The organism is Kribbella sp. WER1, assembly GCF_054189145.1.
This window is the reverse complement of the sequence record NZ_CM135186.1, coordinates 5,166,842-5,191,211: the sequence shown is the minus strand read 5'-3', so window position 1 is coordinate 5,191,211 and position 24,370 is coordinate 5,166,842. Positions and strand designations below refer to the sequence as shown.

21 protein-coding genes and 5 tRNA genes are annotated in these 24,370 nt (G+C 69.1%); 15 read left to right on the top strand and 11 right to left on the bottom strand.

Annotation, left to right across the window (positions count from 1 at the left end; genetic code table 11):
- Window position 1: 1 nt before the first annotated feature.
- Genes ACXJJ3_RS25165 through ACXJJ3_RS25140 form a run of 6 tightly spaced genes read left to right on the top strand, consistent with a single transcriptional unit; the run spans window position 2 to window position 5,141 of the window.
- Window positions 2–1,441 (top strand): FtsK/SpoIIIE domain-containing protein, encoded by a 1,440-nt coding sequence (locus ACXJJ3_RS25165; protein ID WP_458164301.1) that lies wholly within the window; start codon window positions 2–4, stop codon window positions 1,439–1,441.
- Window positions 1,438–1,830, top strand: coding sequence for a WhiB family transcriptional regulator (locus ACXJJ3_RS25160; protein ID WP_458164300.1), 393 nt, complete (start codon window positions 1,438–1,440; stop codon window positions 1,828–1,830). The genes ACXJJ3_RS25165 and ACXJJ3_RS25160 overlap by 4 nt, the downstream gene beginning before the upstream one ends.
- On the top strand, window positions 1,827–2,027 hold the full coding sequence (locus tag ACXJJ3_RS25155; RefSeq protein WP_458164299.1) for a hypothetical protein: 201 nt from the start codon (window positions 1,827–1,829) through the stop codon (window positions 2,025–2,027). Before ACXJJ3_RS25160 ends, ACXJJ3_RS25155 begins: the two co-directional genes overlap by 4 nt.
- A complete protein-coding gene (locus ACXJJ3_RS25150; protein WP_458164298.1) occupies window positions 2,024–3,676 on the top strand; it encodes a replication initiator in 1,653 nt (550 codons plus the stop codon). Before ACXJJ3_RS25155 ends, ACXJJ3_RS25150 begins: the two co-directional genes overlap by 4 nt.
- A 14-nt stretch (window positions 3,677–3,690) precedes the next feature.
- Entirely contained in the window at window positions 3,691–3,873 is a 183-nt protein-coding gene (locus ACXJJ3_RS25145; protein WP_458164297.1) for a helix-turn-helix domain-containing protein, read from the top strand.
- Window positions 3,873–5,141 carry a tyrosine-type recombinase/integrase gene (locus ACXJJ3_RS25140; RefSeq protein WP_458164296.1) on the top strand — a complete coding sequence of 423 codons (1,269 nt, stop codon included), beginning with the start codon at window positions 3,873–3,875 and terminating at the stop codon, window positions 5,139–5,141. The genes ACXJJ3_RS25145 and ACXJJ3_RS25140 overlap by 1 nt, the downstream gene beginning before the upstream one ends.
- 88 nt (window positions 5,142–5,229) lie before the next feature.
- On the opposite strand, the gene ACXJJ3_RS25135 is transcribed toward ACXJJ3_RS25140, so the two are convergent.
- Window positions 5,230–5,302, bottom strand: a tRNA-Thr gene (locus ACXJJ3_RS25135).
- 626 nt (window positions 5,303–5,928) lie between these two features.
- Between ACXJJ3_RS25135 and ACXJJ3_RS25130 the strand changes: the two genes are divergently transcribed.
- The 7 genes from ACXJJ3_RS25130 to ACXJJ3_RS25100 all read left to right on the top strand — a co-directional run bounded on the left by ACXJJ3_RS25130 (window position 5,929) and on the right by ACXJJ3_RS25100 (window position 8,482).
- A tRNA-Pro gene (locus tag ACXJJ3_RS25130) sits at window positions 5,929–6,004 on the top strand.
- A 92-nt stretch (window positions 6,005–6,096) separates the two neighbouring features.
- Window positions 6,097–6,170, top strand: a tRNA-Arg gene (locus tag ACXJJ3_RS25125).
- 154 nt (window positions 6,171–6,324) lie between these two features.
- Window positions 6,325–6,771, top strand: coding sequence for an HNH endonuclease (locus tag ACXJJ3_RS25120; protein WP_458164295.1), 447 nt, complete (start codon window positions 6,325–6,327; stop codon window positions 6,769–6,771).
- A 33-nt stretch (window positions 6,772–6,804) separates the two neighbouring features.
- Window positions 6,805–6,877: transfer RNA gene (locus tag ACXJJ3_RS25115), tRNA-Gln, on the top strand.
- Between the two features lie 29 nt (window positions 6,878–6,906).
- Window positions 6,907–8,097, top strand: coding sequence for an RtcB family protein (locus ACXJJ3_RS25110; protein ID WP_458164294.1), 1,191 nt, complete (start codon window positions 6,907–6,909; stop codon window positions 8,095–8,097).
- A gap of 41 nt (window positions 8,098–8,138) precedes the next feature.
- Window positions 8,139–8,229 (top strand) — tRNA-Ser (locus tag ACXJJ3_RS25105).
- A 58-nt stretch (window positions 8,230–8,287) separates the two neighbouring features.
- Complete coding sequence (locus ACXJJ3_RS25100; protein ID WP_458164293.1) at window positions 8,288–8,482, top strand: hypothetical protein; 195 nt, start codon at window positions 8,288–8,290, stop codon at window positions 8,480–8,482.
- Between the two features lie 14 nt (window positions 8,483–8,496).
- On the opposite strand, the gene ACXJJ3_RS25095 is transcribed toward ACXJJ3_RS25100, so the two are convergent.
- The 8 genes from ACXJJ3_RS25095 to ACXJJ3_RS25060 form a co-directional block, all read right to left on the bottom strand.
- Window positions 8,497–9,768, bottom strand: a complete 1,272-nt coding sequence (locus tag ACXJJ3_RS25095; RefSeq protein WP_458164292.1) for an alpha-L-fucosidase — start codon at window positions 9,766–9,768, stop codon at window positions 8,497–8,499.
- The gene (locus ACXJJ3_RS25090; RefSeq protein WP_458164291.1) at window positions 9,768–11,135 is read right to left on the bottom strand and encodes an FAD-binding oxidoreductase; all 1,368 of its coding nucleotides are present in this window, start codon (window positions 11,133–11,135) and stop codon (window positions 9,768–9,770) included. The genes ACXJJ3_RS25095 and ACXJJ3_RS25090 overlap by 1 nt, the downstream gene beginning before the upstream one ends.
- Window positions 11,125–11,991, bottom strand: coding sequence for a U32 family peptidase (locus tag ACXJJ3_RS25085; protein WP_458164290.1), 867 nt, complete (start codon window positions 11,989–11,991; stop codon window positions 11,125–11,127). Before ACXJJ3_RS25085 ends, ACXJJ3_RS25090 begins: the two co-directional genes overlap by 11 nt.
- On the bottom strand, window positions 11,988–13,226 hold the full coding sequence (locus ACXJJ3_RS25080) for a nickel pincer cofactor-dependent isomerase, group 22 (RefSeq protein WP_458164289.1): 1,239 nt from the start codon (window positions 13,224–13,226) through the stop codon (window positions 11,988–11,990). Before ACXJJ3_RS25080 ends, ACXJJ3_RS25085 begins: the two co-directional genes overlap by 4 nt.
- Before the next feature lie 83 nt (window positions 13,227–13,309).
- Window positions 13,310–15,097 carry an IlvD/Edd family dehydratase gene (locus tag ACXJJ3_RS25075; RefSeq protein ID WP_458164288.1) on the bottom strand — a complete coding sequence of 596 codons (1,788 nt, stop codon included), beginning with the start codon at window positions 15,095–15,097 and terminating at the stop codon, window positions 13,310–13,312.
- On the bottom strand, window positions 15,094–16,572 hold the full coding sequence (locus ACXJJ3_RS25070; RefSeq protein WP_458164287.1) for an aldehyde dehydrogenase (NADP(+)): 1,479 nt from the start codon (window positions 16,570–16,572) through the stop codon (window positions 15,094–15,096). The genes ACXJJ3_RS25075 and ACXJJ3_RS25070 overlap by 4 nt, the downstream gene beginning before the upstream one ends.
- Window positions 16,569–17,462 (bottom strand): fumarylacetoacetate hydrolase family protein, encoded by an 894-nt coding sequence (locus tag ACXJJ3_RS25065; protein WP_458164286.1) that lies wholly within the window; start codon window positions 17,460–17,462, stop codon window positions 16,569–16,571. The genes ACXJJ3_RS25070 and ACXJJ3_RS25065 overlap by 4 nt, the downstream gene beginning before the upstream one ends.
- An 11-nt stretch (window positions 17,463–17,473) precedes the next feature.
- Window positions 17,474–20,188, bottom strand: a complete 2,715-nt coding sequence (locus tag ACXJJ3_RS25060) for a UxaA family hydrolase (RefSeq protein WP_458164285.1) — start codon at window positions 20,186–20,188, stop codon at window positions 17,474–17,476.
- Between the two features lie 120 nt (window positions 20,189–20,308).
- Here ACXJJ3_RS25060 and ACXJJ3_RS25055 point away from each other — a divergent pair, with 120 nt between their 5' ends.
- Both ACXJJ3_RS25055 and ACXJJ3_RS25050 read left to right on the top strand, forming a co-directional pair.
- The gene (locus ACXJJ3_RS25055; RefSeq protein WP_458164284.1) at window positions 20,309–20,989 is read left to right on the top strand and encodes a GntR family transcriptional regulator; all 681 of its coding nucleotides are present in this window, start codon (window positions 20,309–20,311) and stop codon (window positions 20,987–20,989) included.
- Entirely contained in the window at window positions 20,986–21,393 is a 408-nt protein-coding gene (locus ACXJJ3_RS25050; RefSeq protein ID WP_458164283.1) for a hypothetical protein, read from the top strand. Before ACXJJ3_RS25055 ends, ACXJJ3_RS25050 begins: the two co-directional genes overlap by 4 nt.
- A gap of 68 nt (window positions 21,394–21,461) precedes the next feature.
- Here the strand turns inward: ACXJJ3_RS25050 and ACXJJ3_RS25045 are convergent, their stop codons facing one another.
- Together ACXJJ3_RS25045 and ACXJJ3_RS25040 are read right to left on the bottom strand one after the other, a co-directional pair.
- Window positions 21,462–23,036: a phosphodiester glycosidase family protein gene (locus ACXJJ3_RS25045; RefSeq protein WP_458164282.1), complete on the bottom strand. Its 1,575-nt coding sequence runs from the start codon at window positions 23,034–23,036 to the stop codon at window positions 21,462–21,464.
- 121 nt (window positions 23,037–23,157) lie between these two features.
- On the bottom strand, window positions 23,158–24,348 hold the full coding sequence (locus ACXJJ3_RS25040; protein ID WP_458164281.1) for a Gfo/Idh/MocA family protein: 1,191 nt from the start codon (window positions 24,346–24,348) through the stop codon (window positions 23,158–23,160).
- Between the last annotated feature and the right edge of the window lie 22 nt (window positions 24,349–24,370).

The following is a 24,370-nucleotide window of genomic DNA, read 5'->3' as shown; positions in this document are numbered from 1 at the left end:
CATGGGCAAGATCAAGCAGGGCAAGAAGGCTGCCGGGGGAGTCCCGGCAGTGCGGATGGTGGCCTCGGTGCTGCGCTACCCCGGCGTCATGCTGCCCATCCTGTTCGCGGGGTTGGTGGCCTGGTGGGGCCGGTCGCACGGCTGGGTCTGGGTCATCGTGACCGGGCTGCTGCTGGGGCTGCTGCTGGGCGTGTGGCGGTGGCGCCGTCCGGAGTCGTTCCGGCGGCTGGTGGCCTGGCGGGTGAAGGCGTGGTGGCGTCGCTGGTTCGTGTACGCGCCGCGTTGGTGGTGGTGGATGGGCCGGTTCGGGCTGTCGATCATGACCGAGGTTCGGGAGTGGATCGTGCGGCCCCGGATCCTCAAGGTCCAGTCCAACGCGTCGACGGATTCGCTGCTGCTGGACCTGCCGGACGGCATCACCCCGAAGGACGTTGCCGACTGTGTCGACAAGCTCCAGCACGCGACCCGTGCCCGTCGTGCGACCACGCGGGAAGCGACTCCGGGCCGGGTGTGGCTGGACCTGTACAAGCGCGACCCGCTCAAGAAGCTGATTCCCGCCGTGCCGATCCCCGACAGCCTTCGGATCGAGAATCTCGACGGGCTGGTGATCGGGTACGCCGAGGACGGTTCGCCGTGGCGGCTGCGGGTGCGCGGGACCCACATCCTCGTGTCCGGGGGAACCGGATCGGGCAAGGGCTCGGTCATCTGGTCGGTCCTGCGGGCATTGGCACCGTTCATCCGCGCCGGCCTGGTCGTGGTGCACGCGATCGACCCGAAAGGCGGGATGGAACTCGACTTCGGTCGGGACCTGTTCGCCCGGTACGAGGCCGACGACTACGAAGACATGGTGGCGCTGTTGGAACAGGCCGCCGACGACATGGACGACCGGGCGAAGTACCTGCGGGGCAGGGCACGCAAGTTCACTCCGTCGCAGCAAACCCCGCTGGTGCTGGTGATCGTGGACGAGCTGATGCAGTTGACCACGCTGTTGCCGGGTCCGGACGGACGCCGTCAGATGGGCCGGGTAGAGACTGCGCTGGGTCGCCTGCTGTCCAAGGGACGCGGTCCGGGGTACGCCGTGCTGGCAACCGTGGTCGAGCCCACGAAGGACATCGTCACCTGGCGCGACATCTTCCCCGACCGCATCGCGTTGCGGCTGGGCTCGTCCTCGCAGGTCGACATGGTCCTCGGCGAGGGACAGCGCGACCTCGGCGCCGAAGCGGACAACATCCCGCTGTCGCTGCCGGGTGTCGGGTTCATCAAGGTCGAGCACTCGCCGGTCCCGATCCGGGTCCGCGCCGCGTACGTCACCGACGACGAGATCAAGGCCATGGCGCGTGACTACCGGACCGGTCACCACCTCCGCCCTGTCGACACGCCCGCCGACCTCGTGGACGTGGACGAGCTGGACGGCACCGACGAGACGGGAGCGGCAGCATGAACCGGCAGCAAATCCCTGGGCAACTGGAACTCGTCTTCGACGGGGCTCCCGAGCTGACCGAGAACCTGCGCGCCGAGCTGGCCGCGCACGTCGTACCCGGCTGGCAAGCGATGGGCGCCTGCCGGTCGACCGGAGACGACACCTGGTTCCCCGAGGACACCGACACCACCGGCAAGACGACGGCACTGGATCGGTGCGGGTTCTGCCCCGTCCGCCGCTTCTGCCTCGCCTACGCCCTGTCCACCGGCCAGGAGTACGGCGTCTGGGGCGGCACGACAGAACTGCAACGCAACGTCCTGGTCCGCGACCTGGTCGACGGTGCCCCGGTGGTCGACGCGCTCGATGGGGCAACGCTGCTGCCGGAATACCTGTGGAGGCAGGCGGCATGACGGTCAAGCTCCGCGTCATGGGCGACCCCGAGGAGATCGAGGTCATGGTGAAGGTCCTTGGCGTGGTGTTCGACCTCACCGGCTCCAGCCGCCTCTACCCGAACAAGGGCTCGCGCGGGGTCCGCGTCTACCTCACGGCGCGGATTCCGTGGGCCGGTGAACGAGAACAGCCGCGCGAAGGAGATGGTCCCGAATGATCTCGACCCTGGGTCAAGTCGCACCCGACGTACTGCACGACCTGGCCGTCCGCAACGGCGTCTGCGTCCGCCCCGTGCTGTCCCGGATGACCGACACCGCGACCGGTGAACAGCTCGTCGTACCGATCCCGTGCGGCTCGACCCAGGAACGCCAGTGCCCGCCGTGCGCTGAGCGTGCGCGCAAGCTCCGGATGCAGCAGTGCCGCGAGGGCTGGCACCGAGACGACGAGATCCCCGGTACCGACGACGACACCGACGGCACGCCCGATGCCCTTCCCGCGGAATTGACCGGCGACGGCGAGGACGACCCCGAAACCCCCGTAGACGTTGACGAAACGGCACGTCGGGTCCGGTCGACTCGCCGCCGCCAGGATGCCCCGGACCTGCCCAAAGTGCCGATGGACAACCGCACGATCGGTTCGACGTTCACCGCTCCGAACGGACGCACCTACCGGCCCTCGATGTTCCTCACGCTGACGCTGCCGTCGTATGGCCGCATCCACACCCGTCCCGGTGATGGTGGCCGGTGCCCGTGCGGCGCCAAGCACGACGAAGCTGCACCGGTGCTCGGTACGCCGGTTGACCCGTCGACGTACGACTACCACCGGGCCGCGATGGAAGCTCTGCACTTCCCGAAGGTCGTTGACCGGTTCTGGCAGAACCTCCGCCGCTGCGCCGGGTACAAAGTCCAGTACTTCGCAACCGTCGAGGCACAGCGCCGCCTCGCGCCGCACCTGCACGCCGCTGTCCGGGGCGTCATTCCGCGCCAGGTCGTCAAGGACGTGGCTGCCGCCACCTACCACCAACTGTGGTGGCCCCAGTGCACCGAACCCGTCTACACCGGCGACGACCTCCCGACCTGGGACGACTGGGCCAGCGCCTACATCGACCCTCACACCCGGACACCGCTGCCGACCTGGGAACAGGCGCTCGACGCGATCGACAACGACCCCGCCGCGACCCCGGCCCACGTGGTCAAGCTCGGGACCCAGATCGACTACCAGGGCATCATCGCGGACGCGGACGACAAGGTCGGCAAGGCGATCGGGTACCTGACCAAGTACCTGTCCAAGTCCATCGCGGACACCTACGGCGACGACGACGAGATCACCACCGCGCAGGCGATGCACCTGGACCGGCTGCACCGCGAGGTCCGCTGCCTGCCCTGCTCCCCGTCGTGCTCGAACTGGCTGCGGTTCGGCATCCAGCCCAAGGACGCAGAACCGGGGATGCGCCCCGGCTGGTGCCCCTCCAAGGCCCACGATCGGCACCACCTGGGGTTGGGTGGCCGCCGCGTGCTCGTGTCCCGTCAGTGGACCGGGAAGACCCTCGCGGACCACCGCGCCGACCGCGCCGAAGTCGTCCGGCAGACCCTCGCCGCTGCCGGAGTCGACATGCCCGACACGGACCGGTACGCCGCTACAACCCCGCTCGAGGACGGCTCGCCCCGGTTTATCTGGTCGCCGGTCGACCGCGCTAACGACGACGACCTACCGACATGGCACGGCGTACTCACACGTGGCATCAACGAGCGCATCCGCTGGCGAACCGAGTACGAGCAAGCCAAGCAACGCGCCGCCAATGCACCACCCGCCGACACCCATTCGGCAATCGACAACACCAACGACGCCGCTGAAACTGCGGCCTGATCTGGGGAGAGACCATGCAGGAAACCAAGCTGCTGTACCGCGTCCCGGAAGTCGCTTCCGCGCTCGGGTTGAGTCGGGCGAAGGTGTACCAGCTCATCCAGTCCGGCAGCCTCCGCTCCGTGAAGATCGACAGTTCACGCCTCATCAAGGCGGCTGACCTGCGGCAGTTCGTCGCCGGGCTTGGGGAGGCTGCGTGATGGCCAAAGGCAAGGGCACGACCGGCAAGCTGAACGACGGCGTGATGAAGCGCGGCAACACCTGGTCGTACGTCATCCGCGTCATCGACCCCGACACGGGACGCAGCAAGCCCAAGTGGGTCGGCGGGTTCGCGACTGAAGACGATGCCAAGGCCGCACGCGACGAAGCACGCCGAGCAGCTCGACGCGGTGAGTACGTCGACCGTTCGGCAATCACGGTCTCGCAGTATCTGCGGGATTGGCTCGATGCGCATGCACTGGAGACGAAGCCGCGCACGCTCTCCGGATACCGCTGGCTCGTTCGGCAATACGTAGAACCCCGCATCGGGCGGATGCGTCTGCAGGCTGTCAGACCGACCACCCTGACCGCGATGTACCTGGATCTCCTGGACTCGGGTCGTGTCGACGGGAAGCCGCTAGCTCGGGCAACCGTCGACAAGGTGCACGCCGTACTACGCAAGGCATTCAACGACGCTGTCCGGTTCGAACAGATCCTGCCGAGCAACCCTGCTGAACGTGCGAAGCGACCCCGTCGTGAGGCTCGACGGCTGGGTGAGGTCTGGACTGCTGGCGAGCTACGGCTGTTCCTCGACCTGGTCGGCGGGCATCGGCTAGGCGCGTTCTACCGCCTTGCGGCGTACACAGGCGCTCGACGGGGCGAACTGCTCAACCTCCGATGGTCTGACGTCGACTGGAAGGCTCCCGCGATACGCATCCGAGGATCGGTCGGCATCGTGGACGGGGAGCGTGTGGAGGGCACGACCAAGGGTGGAACCGAGCGGACCGTCAGCCTCGACCCCGGAACGGTCGACGTGCTCAAGGCACATCGTCGTGCACAGATGGAGGATCAGGCTGCACTCGGTGATGCGTGGGTGAACACCGGCCACCTCTTCACGACCGGCCTCGGCGTTCCGATCTACCCGGACACAGTCACGCAGCTCATGGGCAAGGTCATCCGGTCGTACAACCACCCGGACCCCGACGACCCGGACAAGGGGCCGGACAAGCCGCTGCCGCACGCCCGTCTGCACGACCTGCGACACGTCCACGCGACGATGCTCCTAGTCGCTGGGGTCCCGGTTCACGTCGTCGCGGAACGGCTTGGGCACGCCGACCCGGCCATCACGCTGCGGATCTACGCGCACGTCATCCGGCGGCATGCAGCCGGTGTAGCCGACATCTTCGCGACGGCTGCCGACCAGCCGGACCCCGTTGACGATGACGACGAAGACGAGGGCCCGGAGGCATCCGCGCTGGTGCCGTGTTAGCAAGAGCGTTAGCAAGTCCGGTCCCGTGAGGGTGCCGAGCAAGACGAAACCCCAGGTCATGTGCGCGCTGACCTGGGGTTTCTTGTTGAGCCGCCTGTCGGAATCGAACCGACGACCTTCTCATTACGAGTGAGACGCTCTGCCGACTGAGCTAAGGCGGCGTGGTACCGAGGCAAGAGTGTAGCGGGAGGAGGGGGAGGATTCCGAATCGGATCCGGGGGTGGCGGTACGGCGGGGTGCGGGGTGTGCTCGGGATCACTCGCGGACCGGTCGGGCAGGGGGGCACCGACGGGGAACGAGAGGGCGGGTTATGTGCGTCGTAGTGGGGTGGAATAGGTAGTGGAACAAATTGTCCGGGAAATGCGTTGACTTCGACAGTGGAGTTGGGCGAGACTAATTCCCGCAAGACCAAGACCCCAAGGAGAGATCGTGTACGGAAAGCGCATCCTGAGTGAAGCCTGGCGGCCCGGCCGCATGGCTTTGTCGGCGTGCCTGCGGTCCGTGGGCGATGAGGCCAACTACTACTACCAGCTGACCCCGCGTGTGGGCGGTCCGCCTGGGTGATCTCCGACTGGGGAGACTCCAGGAGCCGTCTGAGCCGGGTACCGGCAGCAGGCGGCTCTTTTCTTTTGCCCGAAGCCCGAAAGCTCGGGCCATCGCCGGTGTGCAGTGGTTGCGGACCGGATTCCAAACCCGCGTCATGAGGGTTCGATTCCCTCCATCGGTGCTTTCCGGTATTCACGGATACCGGCACGAACAATTGACAACTGGACATTTGTCGCAATTACCAGCTGTAGGCCAGTGGCCAGGCCGCCTCATTTGGGTTGAGGAGATCGGAGGTTCGAGTCCTCCCAGCTGGACCAGGCGCCCGCAGTACGTCAGCTACCGGCCGAGCGGGCGCCACGAAGCGTGCCCTGTGACGGAAATCCGCAGTACATCCGGCACAGGGCACCGGACGCCCGTGGCTCAACTGGAGAGAGCACCTGCCTACGAAGCAGGGGAGTGCAGGTTCGAGTCCTGCCGGGCGTGCTGTGTCCCAAACAAAACAGGCGAGGCACTGTGGCCCCGGAGGGAGCGGATTCGAGCCCCGCCGGACACCCTGAGTGAACATCTGTTGACCCGACACCGACATCGCCGACCTGCTGACCGCCGGTCGGGCACACTGGAAGGGAGGAGGAACCACATGAGCGGTGTGATCGTCCTGAACGCCTCGTACGAGCAGTTGCACGTCGTGTCGATCCCGCACGCCATCCGGATGCTCGTCCGCGAGGTCGCCGTCGTCGAGGAGGCCCACGACGGCGCCAGCATCGGACCGTTCCCCCTTCCCCGCGTCCTGCGGCTCGTGCGGTACGTCGTGATGAAGTGGCGGTACGCCGGCGGCCGCCTGCAGTACACGCGGGCCGGCGTCCTGAAGCGAGACAAGTACACCTGCGCGTACTGCGGCCGGCTCGGCGCGACGACGATGGACCACGTCGTACCGCGGTCCAGAGGTGGGCGCGGTGAGTGGCTGAACGCCGTCGCCGCGCACGCGACCTGTAACGAGAAGAAGGGCTCGCGCACCCCGGAAGAGGCCGGCATGCCGCTGTTGTGGCAGCCGTGGATCCCTTCCCGTGCCGAGATAGCGCTCTGACGCGACACCACCCGGTGTCGCCGACGAGCGCGATGCCAGGTGGGCGACGGTGACCCACCCTCGGTTCTGACCCGAGGCCCCGCAGGTTCGAGCCCTGCCCTGGCAGCTGCATGTCATCGAACGAGGAGGGGAATCGTGGAGCTTCCGGTGGAGCTGAGTGGGGCCAAGAGCTCCACGCTGATGTGGGCGCAGGAGTACGACGTGGACGCGAAGGCGCTGCAGCAGCTGCGGAACATCGCCGCGCTGCCGTGGGTGCACGGGGTCCGCGTGATGCCCGACGTACATCTGGGTAAGGGTGCGACGGTCGGGTCCGTGATCGCGATGTACCAGGCCGTGTCGCCGGCCGCGGTCGGCGTCGACATCGGGTGCGGGATGGAAGGCGTACTGACGTCGCTGACGGCGGCGGATCTGCCGGACGACCTGTCGGCGATCCGGTCCCGGATCGAGGCCGCCGTACCGGTCGGGTTCCGGGCGCACGAGGACCCGGTCGGCGTCCGTCGGCTCGGGCTGGACCCGCGCCCGTGGGACAAGCTGTGGGGCGTGTTCACGAGCCTGCACGACGGTGTGCAGGACCGCGAGCGGAAGGCGAAGCTGCAGATGGGTTCGCTGGGCGGCGGCAACCACTTCATCGAGGTGTGCCTCGACGACGAGGACCGCGTCTGGCTGATGCTGCACTCCGGCAGCCGCAACATCGGCAAGGAGCTGGCGGAGCGGCACATGCGGATCGCCCGGGAGCTGCCGCACAACGCGGACCTCCCGGACCGTGATCTGGCGGTGTTCCTGTCCGGTACGCCGGAGATGGACGCGTACCGCCGGGACCTCACGTGGGCGCAGGAGTACGCCGCCCGGAACCGCGCGGTGATGCTCGCGCTCGTGATGCAGGCGGTGCGGGAGTCGTTCGAGGTCGACGTACGGTTCGAGCAGCCGATCTCGTGCCACCACAACTACGTGGCCGAGGAGCAGTTCGACGGCCTCGACCTGCTCGTCACCCGCAAGGGCGCGATCCGGGCCGGACGCGGTGACCTCGGGCTGATCCCGGGGTCGATGGGGACCGGGTCGTACGTCGTGCGCGGGCTCGGCTCGGAGCGCTCGTTCTACTCGGCCTCACACGGGGCAGGCCGGCGAATGAGCCGCAACGAGGCCAAGCGCCGCTTCACCGTCGCGGACCTGATCTCCCAGACCGAAGGCGTCGAGTCCCGCAAGGACGCCGGCGTGATCGACGAGATCCCCGCCGCCTACAAGGACATCGACTCGGTCATCGCGGCCCAGTCCGACCTGGTCGAGGTAGTAGCCCACCTCAAGCAGGTCATCTGCGTCAAGGGCTGAACAGGTTCCTGCCGTGCACAGGGGACACGGCAGGAACCTCGGGTGAGGTCCGCCTGTTGGTAGGGGCAGCGGTTTGCTAAACCGTCGGCCGGGTGTCGTCCCGGCTCGCGAGTTCGAATCTCGCTCTCACCGCTGGGTGGCTGGGAAGGACCAGCCACCCTGCCAATCGGACAAGAGAGGAGGACCGGCCGTGGCCGACCTCAGGAACAGGAAGCGGGTGCCTGGTGGCAGGACCGGTGCTCCGGTCGCGCAGGGGCACTCGATGCGGCGGGTACTGCTGGCGTGTGGGCATGTGCAGCGGGATCGGATCGCGCACCGTGGGGATCATGTGTGGTGCGAGGCCGAGTGCTCCGACTGGACGCGGGTCGTGTCCGTGCAGGAGTGATGTACGGGTAGCCGCTAGCCGATCGTCGGGTCGTAGTGGGTGCTGAGGTGTACGTCGGCGTCGGCGCGGGTGACGAGGATTCGCAGGCGTACGTCGTCCGCGTCGACGGGTTCGGGCAGCGGGAGCAGGCGGCGGTGGCCGATCGTGGTGCCGGTGGCGATCTCCTGCCACGAACCGTCGACGAGCGCGTCGACGGCGAAGGACTCGATCTGCTGGCCGTGTTCGATGTCCTCGCGGAGGTCGAGAACGTTGATGGTTGCCGGTAGCACCAGATCGGCGGCGTAGTACGCCCGCACCGCCTCACCGAAGGCCAGCAACGCCTCGACGTCCGGCTCGGCGAACAGCCCGCGGCGGTCGGGTGGGATGTTGAGGAGGAGTACGGCGTTGCGCCCGACCGACTTGCGATAGATGTCCAGGAGTTCCGGGACCTGCTTGACCGCGCCGTCCTCCGCAGCGTGGTAGAACCACCCCGGGCGGATCGACACGTCGACCTCGGCCGGGTACCAGCGCAGCTCGCCCGCCTGGGCGATCAGCTCCGGACCGGCAACGTCCGGCGCGGTCTGTTCTGCCACCATCCGGCCGTCGCCGAACGGTACGACGCTCCACTCCGTCTCGCGCGCGAACCCGTCCTCGTTGCCGACCCACCGCACGTCCGGCCCACCGACCGCGATCGTCGCGTCCGGAGCGAGCCGCCGGATCAGGTCGAACCAGTCGTCGAACGCGTAGCTCTGCGCGCTGCTGGTCGGATTCGCCCCGTCCAGCCACACCTCGGCGATCGGCCCGTACGACGTCAGCAACTCGTGCAGCTGGTTCAGGTAGTACCGGTTGTAGTCGTCGACGACGTACTCGAACTCGCCGATCCGCGACGGCACCGCCGGGCTGCCGTTGCCGTAGTACCCGCCGGGCGCCTTCTCCTGGTAAAGGTCCGCCGGCGACAGGTACACGCCGAACCCAAGGCCCGCGGCCTGGCACGCGGCGGACAGCTCCCCGACCACGTCACGCCCGTACGACGCGGCAACCGAATGGTCGAGGAACTTGCTCGGCCACAGGCAGAACCCGTCGTGGTGCTTGGCCGTCAGGATCACGCTCTTGAACCCCGCCGCGACCAGCGTCGACACCCACTGCGAACAGTCCAGCGCCGTCGGGTTGAACGCGGCCGGATCGTCCAGCCCGGTCCCCCACTCGAGATCGGTGAAGGTGTTCGGGCCGAAGTGCACGAAGGCAGTCAGCTCCTGCCGCTGCCAGGCGAGCTGCCGCGACGACGGGCGGACGGCCGAAGGATCCATCACAGCAGCACCTTTCCAGGGTTGAGCAGGTTCAGCGGGTCGAACGCCGCCTTGATCCGCCGGTGCAGCTCGAGCCCGACCGGCCCGAGCTCCGTCTCCAGCCAGCGGGCCTTCAGCGTACCGATCCCGTGCTCGCCGGTGATCGTCCCGCCGAGCCGCAGTCCCAGCTCCATCACGGCCTCGAACGCCTGCACCGCCCGTGCCTCGGCGGCCGCGTCGTTCCGGTCGAACACCACCGTCGGATGCATGTTCCCGTCACCGACGTGCCCGGGGCAGAAGATGTGTACGTCGTACTCCGTGCCGATGCCGGCGATGCCGCGGAGCAGCGTGACGAGCTGGGAACGCGGTACGGAAACGTCGTCGATCAACGTGACTCCGATCCGTTCCAGCGCCGGGTTGACGAGTCTGCGCGCCTCCAGCAGCATGGCCGACTCCTCGGAGTCCGAGGCCTCGGCGACGTCGACGGCACCGTGGGTCGCGCAGATCTCCGCGATCCGCGCCACGTCCTGCGCCGCGCGGTCGCCGCGGTCGGACTGCGCGAGGAGCATCGAACCAGCCTCCGCGGGCAGGCCCATGTCGCGATAGTCCTGGATGGCTCGCAGGGTTGGTTGATCCAGGAACTCCAGCAGTGACGGTCGCAGGCCGGCGCCCATCACGGCAGCTGCGGCCGCGATGCCGTCCTCGATGGTGCGGAAGGTCGCGGCGGCAGTGAGGGCGGCCTCGGGGGCGGGTCGGAGTGCGAGCGTGGCCTCGGTGACGACGCCGAGTGTGCCCTCGGAGCCGACGATCAAGCGCGTCAGGTCGTAGCCGGCGACGCCCTTCGCGGAGCGCCGGCCGGTGCGGACTACCTCGCCGGAGGCCAGGACGACCTCCAGGCCGCGGATGAAGTCCGAGGTGACGCCGTACTTCACGCAGCACAGGCCGCCCGCGTTCGTGGCGATGTTCCCGCCGATCGTCGACATCTCCCACGAGGACGGGTCCGGTGGGTAGAACAGGCCCCGCGCGAGGACGGCGCGGGACAGCTCGGCGTTCACGACACCCGGTTGTACGACGGCGACCTGGTCCTCGACGGAGATCTCGAGGATGCGGTTCAGCCGCGCGGTCGAGAGCAGCAGGCAGCCGTCGACCGCGTTCGCCGCGCCGGACAGGCCGGTCCGGGCGCCCTGTGTGACCACGGGTACGCGGAACTCGGACGCGAGCCGCAGTACCTCCTGCACTTCGGCCGTGTTCGTTGGACGGACCAACGCCCGCGGCACGCCCGCCGTACAGAAGGTCGCGTGGTCGTTGCGATGGCTGTCCAGGATGTCCGGGTCGTCGACGACGTCACCGAGGACCGACCGGAGCCGGTCCAGGAACTCATCCCTCATCTTGCTCGGCGAGCAGCCGCAGGATCAGCTCGGCCCGGCGGACCCGCTCCCGCCCGAGGGCCTCCGCCGTACCGGCGAGGTGCGCGCCGACCGGGTAGATGTTCGGGGCGTTCCGCAGCCCCATCTTGAGGTACACCGGCGCCGCCACCCGGACGATCTCCGGTACGTCGTAGAACCGGACGTGTCCGCCCTGGTCGTCGGGGACCTCGATGTACATGTCGATCGGTACCGTCGTCACCGACCGGATCTCCGCGAGTACCGGCACCGGCAGGTCGGTCGACACGTTCAGGCTGGTCGCGCCGAGGCGTTCGTACAGCTGGGCGGTCGGTGCGTTGGGCAACGGCATCAGAACCGACGTCTTCAGCACCAGATCGGCCGGCAGTTCACCCTCGAGCTTCAGCTGACCGATGATCTCCAGTACGCCGAGGTCGCCGACCAGCAGGCTGCGGACGCCGAGCTCGACCGCGCGGAACGCGTCGCACAACGAGGCCGCCACCTGCTCGTTGCCACGGGCAACGCCCCCGACCGCGGCCGAGACCTTCGCCTGGCCGCCGATGTCCCAGGAGCCGCGTGGGCCGAGGAACAGGCACACCTCGACACCCTCGGACGCGCCGAGCGACAGCATCTCCTCGATCTCGCCGTCGGTCAGCATCATCACACCGCTGCCCTGCGACACCCGGTCGACCCGGACGCCGCGGTCCTTCGCCTCCTCCAGGACCGCGGTCATCACCCGCGGGCCCTCGCAGGACGGGATCTCGACCTTGTACGGGGAACCGTCGGAAAACGTTTTCGTCGACGTTTCCCCAGGCCGGAAACCGCGGTCGGCGAGCAGGGCACGGGCTTCACGAAGGTTCATCTGTCGCTCCAGGGTCCGAGTCGGCCGGCCGGCGCCAGGTCGCGCGCGGTACCGGTGATCTCCAGGTCGAATCGTTCGGCCGCCTCGGTCAGCAGGGCCGGTGTCACCATCAGCTCGTGCGGCGACAGCGTGTCCTTGATCCGGGCCAGCCGGAGCTCGGACCAGTGCCGCCGTCCGCACATTGTCACGGCCGCCAGTACGGCGGCCTCGTCGTCCTCCATCACCATCGGCAGCCGGGACCGGCGGGCACCGCCGGCGCCGGAGGTGAGCGCGTTCACGTAGCTCGCCTGGAGGTCGATCTGCTCGAGTAGACGTGCCGGGATCACGTCGGCCAGACCGAGGCCGGACGCGTTCCCGTGGGAGGCCGGGGACAGCGAATGCACGCTGATCGCGGCGATGTTCGGGGACTCGAACTCGGGGATACCGTGCACCCAGCAGCGGCCGATCACGTTCGTGTCCATGCCGGCGCCGGACTTGTCCTTGCCGAGCTCGTCCACCACCAGGACGTCGAGCTGGTCGAACGGGAGGCGGCCGAGAAGCGCCGATGCTCTTTGCAGTAAAGCGTTTTCCGCGTTTTCCGCGATGCCTGATGCGCCGAGGAACTCGACCGCGGCGGTGCGGTCCTCGGCGTTCTCCAGGATCGCGAGACCACCCAGGATTTTGCCTTGCGCAACGATCATCCGGGCGGCGGCTTCGATGTTGCCGCCGAGGGACGGGATGCCGCCGGCGTGCAGGGAGGCGGCGCCACGGTGGTTGCCGAGACCGATCGCGAGGATCTTCGCGATCCCGCTCTCGATCGGGCCGCGGAAGTCGGTGTGCGGTTTGACGCGGTTGACCAGGAGTACGCCGTCGGCCTTCGCGGCGATCGCGTCGTGGTGGACCTCGGTACCGTCCGGGAGGGTGCCGACGACAACGGTCTCCATCGTCGCTTCGATGGGACAACCGACGGACTCCGGGCTGATGCCGAGGCCGGCCAGCATCTCCCGTTGCCCGCCGGCGGTGGCGCCACCGTGGGATCCCATCGCGGGGGTGACGAACGGTTCGGCTCCCGCGTCCCGCAACCAGTCCACGGCGGCCTTCACCACCGGCACGAGATCCCGAATCCCCCGGCTGCCGGCCGTCACCGCGATCCGCGCACCCGGGGCAACCCGCAGCGCCGCGAGCGCCGCCCGAGCATCACCGTACGGATCAACCGACACCGGCAGGTCTGTCAGCACCTGCCGGATCGGAGTCACCTGAGGAAGGGTTCCGCTGGGCCGCAGACCCCGGATGGCGTCGAACGGCCCCCACGAGCTCGTCGGGGATGAAGAGGTTGGCATCAGTGGCTCTGGCGGCCGACGGCGGAGCCGGTGCGGCCTACCAGGAAGTCCAGGTCGCAGCCTTGGTTGGCTTGGGTTACGTGGTCTACGTAGAGGCGGGCCCAGCCGCGGTCGGACGGTGGGGTGGGGGGTTGCCAGTCGGCGCGGCGCTTGGCCAGTTCCTCGTCGGAGACGTCCAGGTGCAGGCGGCGGGCGGGGACGTCGAGTTCGATCCAGTCGCCGGTGCGGACGAGGGCGAGCGGACCGCCGACGGCTGCTTCGGGGGTCACGTGCAGGACGACGGTGCCGTACGCCGTACCGCTCATCCGGGCGTCCGAGATCCGGACCATGTCGTCGACACCGATTTCCGCGAGTTTCCGCGGGATCGTCATGTTGCCGACCTCCGGCATCCCCGGGTATCCGCGCGGCCCGGCGTTCTGCAGGACCAGCACGGTGTCCTCGTCGACGTCCAGGTCCGGGTCCTCGACGGCTTTGTCGTACTCCTCGATGCTGCTGAACACCAGCGCCTTGCCCCGGTGCCGCGACAGCCGCTCGGACGCCGCCGACTGCTTGATGACCGCCCCGTCCGGCGCGAGATTCCCCTTCAGTACGGCGGTCCCGGCGCCACTGCCGAGCGGATCGCCGACCGGCCGGATCACGGCGTACGTCTGGCTGCCCGGCTCCGCGCCGGGGTACGTCGCCTCGATCCGTTCCGCGTTCGCGACGTTCTCGCCGAGAGTGCGGCCGGTGACCGTGATCGCCTCGGTCTTGAGCAGCGGCAGGATCTCCTTCAGGACGGCGGGCAGCCCGCCGGCGTAGTAGAAGTCCTCCATCAGGTACTTCCCGGACGGCTGCAGGTCGACCAGCCACGGGACGCCGCGCGCCCACTGGTCGATGTCGTCCAGCGTCACGTCGACGCCGACCCGGCCGGCGATCGCGAGCAGGTGGATGACGAAGTTCGTCGAGCCGCCGATCGCCGCGTTCGCGCGGACCGCGTTCGCGAACGCGTCCCGGGTGAGGATGTCGCTGATCTTCAGGTCTTCCTTGACCATCTCGACGATCCGCTGCCCGGACTTCTGCGCGACGACGTACCGGCGCGAGTCCACCGCCGGGATCGCCGCGGACCCGGTCAGCTGCAGACCTAGCGCCTCCGCCATGCACGCCATCGTGGACGCCGTGCCCATCGTCATGCAGTGCCCGTTGCTGCGGGACTGCCCGGCCTCGGCCGCGGCGAAGTCGTCGGCCGACATCCGGCCGGCGTTCAGGTCCTGCGTGAACCGCCACACCGCCGTACCGGAACCGATGTCGCAGCCGCGGAATTTACCGTTCAACATAGGACCGCCAGTGACGACGATCGTCGGCAGGTCGACGCTCGCGGCGCCCATGATCGAGCCGGGCGTGGTCTTGTCGCAGCCGGTCAGCAGTACGACGCCGTCGATCGGGTTGCCGCGCAGCGACTCCTCGACGTCCATGCTGAGCAGGTTCCGGAACAGCATCGCGGTCGGCCGCAGCAGCGTCTCGCCGAGCGACATCACCGGGAACTCGACCGGGAAACCGCCGGCCTGCCAGACGCCGCGCTTGACCGACTCGGCGAGCCGCCGCAGGTGCGCGTTGCACGGGGTGAGCTCGGACCAGGTGTTGCAGATCCCGATCACCGGGCGGCCGTCGAAGACCTCCTCGGTGAAGCCCTGCGACTTCATCCACGACCGGTGGATGAACCCGTTGCGGCCCTTCTCCCCGAACCAGTGGTCGAAGCTCCGCCGGCCGATCGGCTGGTCCGGCTCGTCGACAGTGGGCTCGTCAGTCATCGCGTCACCTCGTCTGTGGTCACGGTTCCGTTCACCCGACGGGTGATCCCGGCCGGGTTGGAGTCCTTGAGTACGTCGGGGAGCACCGCGTCCGGGGTGTCCTGGTACGCGACCGGACGCTGGAACCGGCGTGCCGCGGTGACGCCGACGCTGGTGTGGATCGAGCCGACCGTCGACGGGAACGGGCCGCCGTGGTGCTGCGCCCAGGAGACGGCGACGCCGGTGGGCCAGCCGTTCCAGAGCACGCGGCCGGCCCGGGCGGTCAGCTTCGGGAGGAGTTCGCGGGCCAGGTCGGCGTCCGAGTCCTCGGCGTGCAGGGTCGCGGTCAGGTTGCCGTCGAAGGCTTCGAGGGCTTGGACGAGTTCGTCGTGGTCGTTGTACTCGACAACGATCGAGACCGGGCCGAAGCACTCCTCGAGGATCTCGTCACGGCGGGAAAGCAGTTCGGAAACCGTTGTCTGAAGCAGGGTTGCGCCGCCGGATGCCCAGACCCGTACGCCGTCCACCTTCTCCAGGCGGTCGAGGCCGGAGCTGAAGCCGTCCTTGATGCGGTCGTTCAGCATCGGGGCCTGGGCTACGCCGCCGACAGCTTCGATCAGTTGATCCTGCAGGCCGTGGCCGGCTGGGAGGAACAGCAGGCCGGGCTTGGTGCAGAACTGGCCGACGCCGAGCGTGAACGAGCCGACGTACCCGCCGGCGATGTCGTTGCCGCGGGCATCGACGGCCGCCTGGGTGACGAAGACCGGGTTGAGGCTGCCGAGTTCGCCGTAGAACGGGATCGGCTCCGGGCGGGTGACCGCGATCTCGTGCAGCGCCTTGCCGGCCGGGACCGAACCCGTGAAGCCGGCCGCGGTGATCCGCGGATCCTTCAGCGCGGTGACGCCGATGTCGAACCCGGAGATCAGGCCGAACGTGCCGTCCGGGGCGCCGGCCTCCTTGAGAGCGTCGATCATCACGGCGGCGGTGCGGACGGAGAGCTCCGGGTGGCCGGGGTGGGCCTTGACGATCACCGGGCAGCCGGCCGCCAGCGCGGAGGCGGTGTCGCCGCCGCAGACGCTGAACGCGAACGGGAAGTTGCTGGCGGCAAACACCAGCACGGGGCCGAGCGGCACGAGGACGCGGCGCAGGTCGGGGCGCGGGACCGGCTTGGCCTGCGGGTCCAAGGTGTCGATGGTCACTTCCAGCAGCGAGCCCTCTTCCAGCGCATCCGCGAACATCCGCAGCTGGCCGGTACTGCGGGCGACCTCGCCGGTCAGGCGGGCCTCGGGGAGCGAACTCTCCCGCATCGCGATCGGCACCAGCTCGCCGGAGGCGGCGTCCAGCGCGTCGGCGACCGCACGGATCCACCCGGCGCGTACGGCGGGCTCGGCTGCTCCGAAGGCGGGCGCAGCAGCAACCGCGGCGGCCAGCGCCTGCTCCAGCTCGGCAGGAGACGTGTCACCGGTGGTTTGGATGTGGTCAGGGCCCGGGGTCATCGGAGTCCTTCCAGGTTGTCGGTGGCGAGGTGGGCGAAGGGTTCCTTGCCGGTGGTGACGGGGTTGGTGAGGGTGCCGAGTTCGTCGATCGTGATCGTGATGACGTCGCCTTCGGCGAGGGCGAAGTCGAGTTCGGGGACGATGCCGGTGCCGGTCGCGAGGATCACCCCGTCCGGGAAGTCGTTCGGCAGGAACAGCGCGTCGATCAGGTCCTTCAGCTCGCGGACGAGCTTCGCGGTGGACGTCGTACCGCTGAACACCTCGGCGTCCCCGCGCCGGATCACCAGGTTGATCGCGAGCGCCTTCGGGTCCGCGACCTCCCACACCGGCCGGATCCCGGACGCCAGCGCGCACCCGCCGGCGAACAGCTTCGCCTGCGGGACGTACAGCGGGTTCACGCCCTCGATCGACCGCGAGCTCATGTCGTTGCAGATAGTGAAGCCAACGATCTCACCGTGGCTGTTGGCAACGACCGCGAGCTCCGGCTCGGGTACGTCGTGCCCGGAGTCGGAGCGGATCCCGACCGGCTCGCCGTCGACGACGACCCGCCAGGCCGGCGCTTTCTGAAACAGTTCCGGCCGGTCGGCGGTGTACACCTTGTCGTACACCGACTGCTCGCTGCTCTCCTCCATCCGCGCGCCGCGGGACCGCTCGTACGTCACGCCCGCGCACCACACCTCGCCGCGCCCGTCGAGCGGCGGCAGGAACTTCAGCCCGTCGGCGGGCAGCGGCGCGCCGACCTTGGCGACCGCGGCCTGCAGCTCGGCCAGCGGCAGCCCGAGCAGTTCGGCGAAGGAGTTCACCCCCTCGAGCGGAGCGACGGTGTCGCCGGTGCGCACACCGGGGACGGGGCGGCCGTCGATCGGGGACAGATAACGGACCAAGTGCATGGATATGCCTCTCACATCGACGTACCGAGCAAACCGCGGGTGATCTGAAAACCTATGTTGCCGGAGGCAACCGCCTTGGGGACGAGCCGGCGGCCGGCGACCGCGGCGATCGTGTCCAGCCCGATCCGCGCCTGCTCGGCCGCGTTTCCGGTGGCGACCGCGTCGAGGTCGTCGCCGTACGCCGCGACCGTCTCCGGGTCGTTGCTGAACTCGACCACCGGCACGAACCGCTGCGCCGACAAGGTGCCGCCGGCAACATGCGCGAGGATCTGCTGGACGCCGGTCGCGCCGAACCCGGTCGCGGTCTCCATCCAGTCCGTCCCGGGCATCCGCATCACGTGCCACCCCGGCGCCGCGAGCCGCTGCCCGTGCGCGACGGTCGGCCCGACCGCGTCCGCCGATCCGAACGCCGCGGTCCGGAAAACGGTGTCGGCGAGCAGTGCACCACGCGACGACAGTACGACGGAACCGCCGGAGCCGACGATCTCGCGGCCGATCAGCGCCAGCGCCTCGGCGGTGTCCGCGGAGAACGGGCCGCGCGCCTCCAGGCCGATCGTCAGCGCGCCGAGGTCACCTTGCTGCTCTACCGGAGCCTGCAGGTCGAAGCTGCTGAACCAGTCCTTGACCCGGCCGCCGGCCGCGTCGAGGCCGCCGTCGCCCTGGATGCTCGCCCAGCCGAACCGCGCCGGATCCGCGCCTGCCTCGACGATCCGCGAGCGGAAGTAGTCGTTGTGCGTCTTCTCGCAACCGTGTTCCAGCAGCAGCGCCATCCGCGTGTTCGGGTGCAGCAGGTACCCGAGCATGATCCGCGCGAACGTCTCCTCGGACGCACCGCCGCTGCTGCCGCAGCCCTCGGTGTGCGGGAGTGCCACCATCCGGGTCACCGCATCGCCCGCCCACTTCTCCAGCTCCGCCTGGGCCGCGATCCGCAGCGCGATCTGGCCGGAGCACAGGCTGGTCGGCAGGATCAGCCCGACCGCTTCGGGAACGAGCCGGCCGTCGACTTTCAGAAATTCGGAAAGCGTGTGATTTCCAGAGGTCAGACCGGGGTGCGGCAGCCCGTCGAGCGGGGCGTCGCGGTCCTCGGCCGGCAGGTCGGTGAGCTTGCGCGCCATCCGGCCGTCGGTGGTGATCGAGATGCCCTCGCGCGGACCGGTCTGTTTCCAGTTCCGCCAGATCGACACCTGGCTGTGCCCGGCGCGCTCGCCCGCGCTCTTCTCCCCCGACGCCACCCGGACGACCAGGTCGAAGGTCTCCGCGGTCAGGTCGGCCATCGACGTACCGGTCAGATACTTGCCGGCGTCGACGTCCATCTCGGCGCGCAACCGCTCGTACCGCGCGCTGGTGGTGACGAACTTGAGCGTCGGAACGAACGGAAAGTTCGTGATCGACCCGTTTCCGGTGGTGAAGAAGATCAGGTTGCAGCCGCTGCCGATCTGGCCGGCCACCGACTCCAGGTCGTTGCCAGGGCTGTCCATGAAGATGTACCCATCGTCGGGCAGCGGCTCGCCGTAGTCGATCACGTGGTCCAACCGGACCTCGCGCGGAAGCTTGCGCGCGGCACCGATCGACTTCAGCACGATGTTGTACAGCCCGCGGTACACGTTGCCGCCGGACGGGTTGCCCTCGGCGGTGTGCCCGTGCCAGCCGACACGCTCCTTGAACGACTTGATCGTGGTGAGGAAGCGTTTCGCCGTGGCCAGGTCGCGGACGTTCTTCAGCACGTACGGCTCGGCGCCGATCAGCTCGTCGGTCTCCGCGAGGACCGCCGTACCGCCGTGGCGGATGATCTCCGCGCTGACCTGACCGGCGAGCGGGTTGGCGGAAATTCCGGAAAACGCGTCACTTCCGCCGCACTGGAGGGCGATCTTCAGGTCCGCGAGCGGCACCTCGACGCGCGGCTGGGCGTCGACGACCGGCAGCCACGGCTCGAGCAGCGCGCCCGCCGCGGTCAGGTCGTGCTCGAAGCCGGCGCTCCGGGTGAAGTACGCGTGCGGCACCTTGATCGACGGGTAGCCGTTCTCGGCCAGGAAGTTCTTGATCGCCTCGCCGGAGACGACGTCGCCCTCGGTGTCGACGATCAGCACCGCGCCGACGTTCGGGTTCAGCGCGAAGCCGCCGAGCGTCGCCAACAGGAAGTGCAGGTTGTTCGGTACTTCGTCCTCGCCGCCCTCGGTGTGCGCGACCGGTACGACCCCGTCGCCCGCGGCCGCGCCGTCGAAGCGCCGCGCGAGCTCGGTGACGAATCCGCTGCTCCGGGAACTCGTGGCCAGCAGTACGACGTGGTTCCGGGTGCCGGCCGGGCCCTGCTCGCGCGGGTAGCCGAGGAACGTACCGGGCTGCTCGTGGCTCGTCACCTGGGCGCCGAAGTTGAGCGCGCCCTCGTCCAGCTCGTACGGGTCGAGCGGCTCGTTGGTCGCGGACGGCTCCGCGGGCAGGCCTTCGACCCCACGGGCGGTGACCGCGGCCAGGCTGGTCGGCGTACAGACATAGTCGCCCGGGACGAGGTCGCGGGACGCGCGCGCGAACGCGGTGTTCCACGAGGTCAGCGCGGCACCGGCCGCGACCGGGGCGACCACGAAGCGGTGCCCCTCGAGCACGGTGTGCGGCAGCGTGACCGCCGTACCGTCGAGCTCGACCTCCGTGCCGGCGTCCAGCCGCCGGGACGCGATCGCGACGTTGTCGCCGGGCTCAGGCAGCACGCCGATCTGTTCGAACCTCACCATCGTTCGTGACTCCCCATAGCTAGGCCGGACCAAAATCGTGCATGATGCATGATTACCAGTGTTACCCTGCCGAAACCTGACCGGTGGGGTCAAGACCGCGACCAGATCCGGAGACACCTGATGACCGAGCCAGTGGCGCCGGTGGACCGGCGGCTGCTCCGGCGGCAGATGCTCGCCGACGACGTGTACGAGGCCATCAAGACGATGCTGATGGACCACGTCATCCGGCCCGGGGCGCGGATCTCGATCGACGGACTGGCCCGCGAGTTCCAGGTGTCGTCGACGCCGGTCCGAGAGGCGCTCGCCCGGCTGGAGTCGGAGGGGCTGGCGGTGAAGGAGCCGCTCAAGGGGTACCGCGCGACGCCGCTGCTGTCGCTCGACGAGTTCGACGACCTGTACCGGTTCCGGCTGCTGCTCGAGCCGTGGGCGGCGCGGCGGGCGGCCGAACTGATCACCGACGAGGGCCGGTCGCTGCTGCGGTCCGAGCTGGCGACCGCGGTCGAGCCGACGTCGATCGACTACGCCGGGTACAAGTCGCTGACCGTGCACGACAACCGGTTCCACTCGCTGATCGCGTCGCTGTCCGGGAGCGAGCAGGTGCGGTCGGCGTTCGAGCGGACGCACTGCCACCTGCACATCTTCCGCCTGCACTACAACCGCGACATCGGCCCCGAAGTACTCACCGAACACCGCATGCTCGTCGAGGCGATCTCGTCCGGCGACCCGGCCCGCGCCGAGACCGCGATGACACAACACATCGAGAACTCGATGACACTCCGGCTCCGCAGAATCTACGAGTGACCCGCCGCCCGTTCCCACTCCCCATCCCGCCGGCGCTCACCGCGTACATCCTCGACTTCCACTGGGACCTCGACCGCCTCCACGCCCTCGACCTGCCGACAGCGCACCTACCTGTCGCGGACCTCGCCCACCACTTGGACCTTCCGTTCTGGGCGTACGACAGGCCCTTCCAGGTCACGCCCCACCAGGTCGCCGCGGACCCGGTCACCTACCAGGCGCAGTACGAACGCACGCTCGCCGCAGACCTCCGCCATCCGCTGGACGTCGTCCGTCGCCCGGACGACCGCATCACGATCCTCGACGGAGTGCACCGCCTGCTCCGAGCCGAACTCGATGGCCGCCGTACGGTCCCCGTCCGGATCCTCCCGTGGGCCGAGCTGGACCGGATCGCGGTCCATGGGTGAGGGCCCACCTCCCGGGGTCGGACGACAAGCAATTGCGTGTCGTCCGACCCCAGCAGCTGTTCGGAGACCTACCTCGTCACCACGAGGGCGTCGCCGACGGGGCGTTCGCCGGTGGCGTCGGAGGGGGTGTTGAGGACGGTGCCGTTGGCGACCATGGTGGTCGAGCCGCCGCCGTCGAGGTTGAGGGCTTGGGTGAGGTGGAAGGACTTGGCTACCGCGGCGGCCTCGGAGATGGAGAGGCCGAGGCTGTTGACGTTGCGGCCGTCGGCGGTGATGAGGACGGTGCGGCCCTTGTCGTCGACGCCGGCGATGGTGCGGGGGTTTCGTTTGTGGACCCAGCCGTAGTAGAAGCTTGGGGTCGACTGGACCATGCCGTCGGCGGCAGCGGTGACGTGGATTCGGCCGTTGTGGACCAGTTCCGGGCCGCCGTTGACGATCGTCGTACGGCGGGTCAGCGGTACGGGGTGACCGTTCTCGTCGAGGAGCGTCGAGCGGACGGCCAGTGGCTTGCCGACCTGAGCCGTGGCGAGGAGTGGGGCGACGAGGTTGCCGGTGGCCTGGACGGTGCGGCCGTTCGCGGGGATCGGGCCGCCGCGGGTGGATCGGAGCTCGGTGACGATGCCGCGGCGGTCCAGGACGGCCTCAGCACCGGGGCCGGTCGGAGTGGAGGCGCCGTACGCCGGGTCGAAGGCGATCAGCTCGTCCGGATCGGTGCACGTCGTGTCGTGGAGCGGCTTCGACGTCGGCAGGTCGTCCGCCGTACCGCCGCAGTTGCGGATCAGGCCGGGGACGCGGTTCAGGCCGTCGAGCGGGAGTTTGCCGACGGAGCCGCGCCAGGTGAAGCGGGCGACCGACGTACCGCGGGGGTCGAGGACGAGGGCGGGGCGGCCGTTGGTGGGTTCGCTGAGCAGGCGGCCGTCGTACACGCCGACGCCGGCCGGGTCGCCGGGGGCGCCGGACTTCGGGTCGAGCACGAAGAAGCCCGCGTTGACGGCCGCGGTCGCGCCGGTCAGGGTCGCGAGCGCGCTGGTGGTCTCGCGCTGCTCGATGTCGGGGCCGTACGTCGCGTCGAGCGTGCCGCGGAACGTCTTCGGGTCGATCGTCAGGACCTGGACGTGCCACGGACCGGTCGAGCCGGCGATGTCGTCAGGCTCGCCGTCCCAGCCGGTGTAGAGGCTGGAGCCGTTCAGGCCTGCGGCGATCACCTTGGCCCGCAGGGCGTCGGCCTCGGGCTTGGTCCCGAACAAGCCGACGCGGACGCGGTACCCGAGGCTGTTCCCGCCGGCGTCGGCGAGCTGCGGCGTCGGCACGTCCTCGACCCGCGGGTCGAGACCGGCCGCGCGGAGCTTGGCGGCGGCCTTGTCGGCACCGGCCTGGTCGGAGAGCGCTGCGGCGGGCGCGTCCGGGTCGGGCGAGGACGACGGGATCGCGATCTCGACCGTCCAGCCGGCGCTGCTGTCGGCGTGGCCGCGGACGATGGTCGTCAGCGTGACACCGGGCTGCAGCGTGCGGATGTCACGGGTCTCGGTCAGGTTCGCCGGGCCGAGCGGAAGATGCGCGGCCGGCGGGGTGGCGATCGCGGTAGTGCCACCGAGGGTCAGGGAGAGGCAGAGGGCGGGCAGGCCCAGGCGTCGCAGGGTCATAGGAGTTTCCTACGTTCACCCCGGGTACGCCGCAACCCGATCCGAGCGTCCCGGACCTGAACATCTGCTGTACCGAACAACGGGTAGTGGCCGGCGAACCGGCCACTACCCGTTCGTACGATCACGCAGGAGCGTCGCCGTGGTCCGGGATCTCCAGCTGTACGCCGCCCTGCAGAGCGGACTGGTGCGCGAAGATGCCGGGCAGGGTGTAGCGGGCCGAGACCCAGGCGTTGATCGGCGGCAGGGTCTTGTCGGCGACCGCGCGGACGAAGTCGTCGGCGAGGTAGTGGTGCGAGCCCTCGTGGCCGTTGTGCAGGCCGTCGAACTCCTTCGGCAGCCGGGAGCGGTCGTGAACCGGCGACAGACCGCTGCGGAACGCGTCCCGCAGCGCCGGGTCGACGTTCGCCAGGTCGGCGTCGTCACCGGTCGGCCTGGTCTCCATCAGCCGGGAGACGTCCTCGACGCCTTCCTTGTTCTGCCACAGCGTCGTGGTGGCGAGCTGCTCGAAGCTGCCCTCGGTACCGAACACGCGCAGCCGCGACTCGCGGATGTGCGACGGGTACCCGACGCGGCGCATCTCGTTGGTCCGCATGATGCCGCCGTCGGCGAGCTTGAACAGCGCGGTCGCGTTCGAGAAGTCGTTGTTGAACTGGCTGACGTCCTTGTCGAAGACGCCGTCGCCCCGGTCGTCCTGGACGCCGATCGCCGACACGTGGGTGGCGTGCTGACCGGTCACCGACAGAACGTTGCCGACGGCATGCGTCGGGTAGAGCAGCGGCGGGAACGACGCGGTCTTCTTCCAGTCCTCGCCGCCCGAGTACTGGTACGCCGCGTAGAACCCGAGGTCCATGTCGTGGACGTAGTCGCCCTCGGAGTAGAACACCCGGCCGAACGCGCCGTCGGCGAGCTTCTGCCGGCAGTACACCGACGACGGGTAGTAGAAGCTGGTCTCACCCATCATGTAGGTGAGCCCGGTCTCCTTCACCAGCTCGATGATCCGGGCGATCTGGTCGGCCTCGATCGCCATCGGGACCGTGGAGTACACGTGCTTGCCGGCCTCGAGCGCCTTGATCGCCATCTCCCCGTGCAGCCAGCGCTGCGTGAAGATCGCGACCGCGTCGAGGTCCGAGTCGAGCATCTCCTCGAACGACGCGTGCGTCGTCGTAATGCCCTGTTTGGCGGCCATCTCCGCCGCCCGCTCGGGGATGACGTCGGTCAGCCGCACCTCGGACACGTCCGGATGCGCCGACCACAACCGCAGGAACGAGGGGGCGAACTGGCCCGCTCCGACCACACCGATGCTGATTCCCATGCGACAAGGCAATCACACATTT

Bases quoted from the DNA above. Each gene is read 5' to 3' on its own strand.
- ACXJJ3_RS25085 (WP_458164290.1), bottom strand. From the start codon at position 11,991: ATGAACCTTCGTGAAGCCCGTGCCCTGCTCGCCGACCGCGGTTTCCGG.
- ACXJJ3_RS25075 (WP_458164288.1), bottom strand. From the start codon at position 15,097: ATGACTGACGAGCCCACTGTCGACGAGCCGGACCAGCCGATCGGCCGG.
- ACXJJ3_RS25040 (WP_458164281.1), bottom strand. From the start codon at position 24,348: ATGGGAATCAGCATCGGTGTGGTCGGAGCGGGCCAGTTCGCCCCCTCG.
- ACXJJ3_RS25070 (WP_458164287.1), bottom strand. From the start codon at position 16,572: ATGACCCCGGGCCCTGACCACATCCAAACCACCGGTGACACGTCTCCT.
- ACXJJ3_RS25065 (WP_458164286.1), bottom strand. From the start codon at position 17,462: ATGCACTTGGTCCGTTATCTGTCCCCGATCGACGGCCGCCCCGTCCCC.
- ACXJJ3_RS25140 (WP_458164296.1), top strand. From the start codon at position 3,873: ATGGCCAAAGGCAAGGGCACGACCGGCAAGCTGAACGACGGCGTGATG.
- ACXJJ3_RS25160 (WP_458164300.1), top strand. From the start codon at position 1,438: ATGAACCGGCAGCAAATCCCTGGGCAACTGGAACTCGTCTTCGACGGG.
- ACXJJ3_RS25045 (WP_458164282.1), bottom strand. From the start codon at position 23,036: ATGACCCTGCGACGCCTGGGCCTGCCCGCCCTCTGCCTCTCCCTGACC.
- ACXJJ3_RS25055 (WP_458164284.1), top strand. From the start codon at position 20,309: ATGACCGAGCCAGTGGCGCCGGTGGACCGGCGGCTGCTCCGGCGGCAG.
- ACXJJ3_RS25145 (WP_458164297.1), top strand. From the start codon at position 3,691: ATGCAGGAAACCAAGCTGCTGTACCGCGTCCCGGAAGTCGCTTCCGCG.
- ACXJJ3_RS25155 (WP_458164299.1), top strand. From the start codon at position 1,827: ATGACGGTCAAGCTCCGCGTCATGGGCGACCCCGAGGAGATCGAGGTC.
- ACXJJ3_RS25095 (WP_458164292.1), bottom strand. From the start codon at position 9,768: ATGGATCCTTCGGCCGTCCGCCCGTCGTCGCGGCAGCTCGCCTGGCAG.
- ACXJJ3_RS25165 (WP_458164301.1), top strand. From the start codon at position 2: ATGGGCAAGATCAAGCAGGGCAAGAAGGCTGCCGGGGGAGTCCCGGCA.
- ACXJJ3_RS25060 (WP_458164285.1), bottom strand. From the start codon at position 20,188: ATGGTGAGGTTCGAACAGATCGGCGTGCTGCCTGAGCCCGGCGACAAC.
- ACXJJ3_RS25090 (WP_458164291.1), bottom strand. From the start codon at position 11,135: ATGAGGGATGAGTTCCTGGACCGGCTCCGGTCGGTCCTCGGTGACGTC.
- ACXJJ3_RS25150 (WP_458164298.1), top strand. From the start codon at position 2,024: ATGATCTCGACCCTGGGTCAAGTCGCACCCGACGTACTGCACGACCTG.
- ACXJJ3_RS25120 (WP_458164295.1), top strand. From the start codon at position 6,325: ATGAGCGGTGTGATCGTCCTGAACGCCTCGTACGAGCAGTTGCACGTC.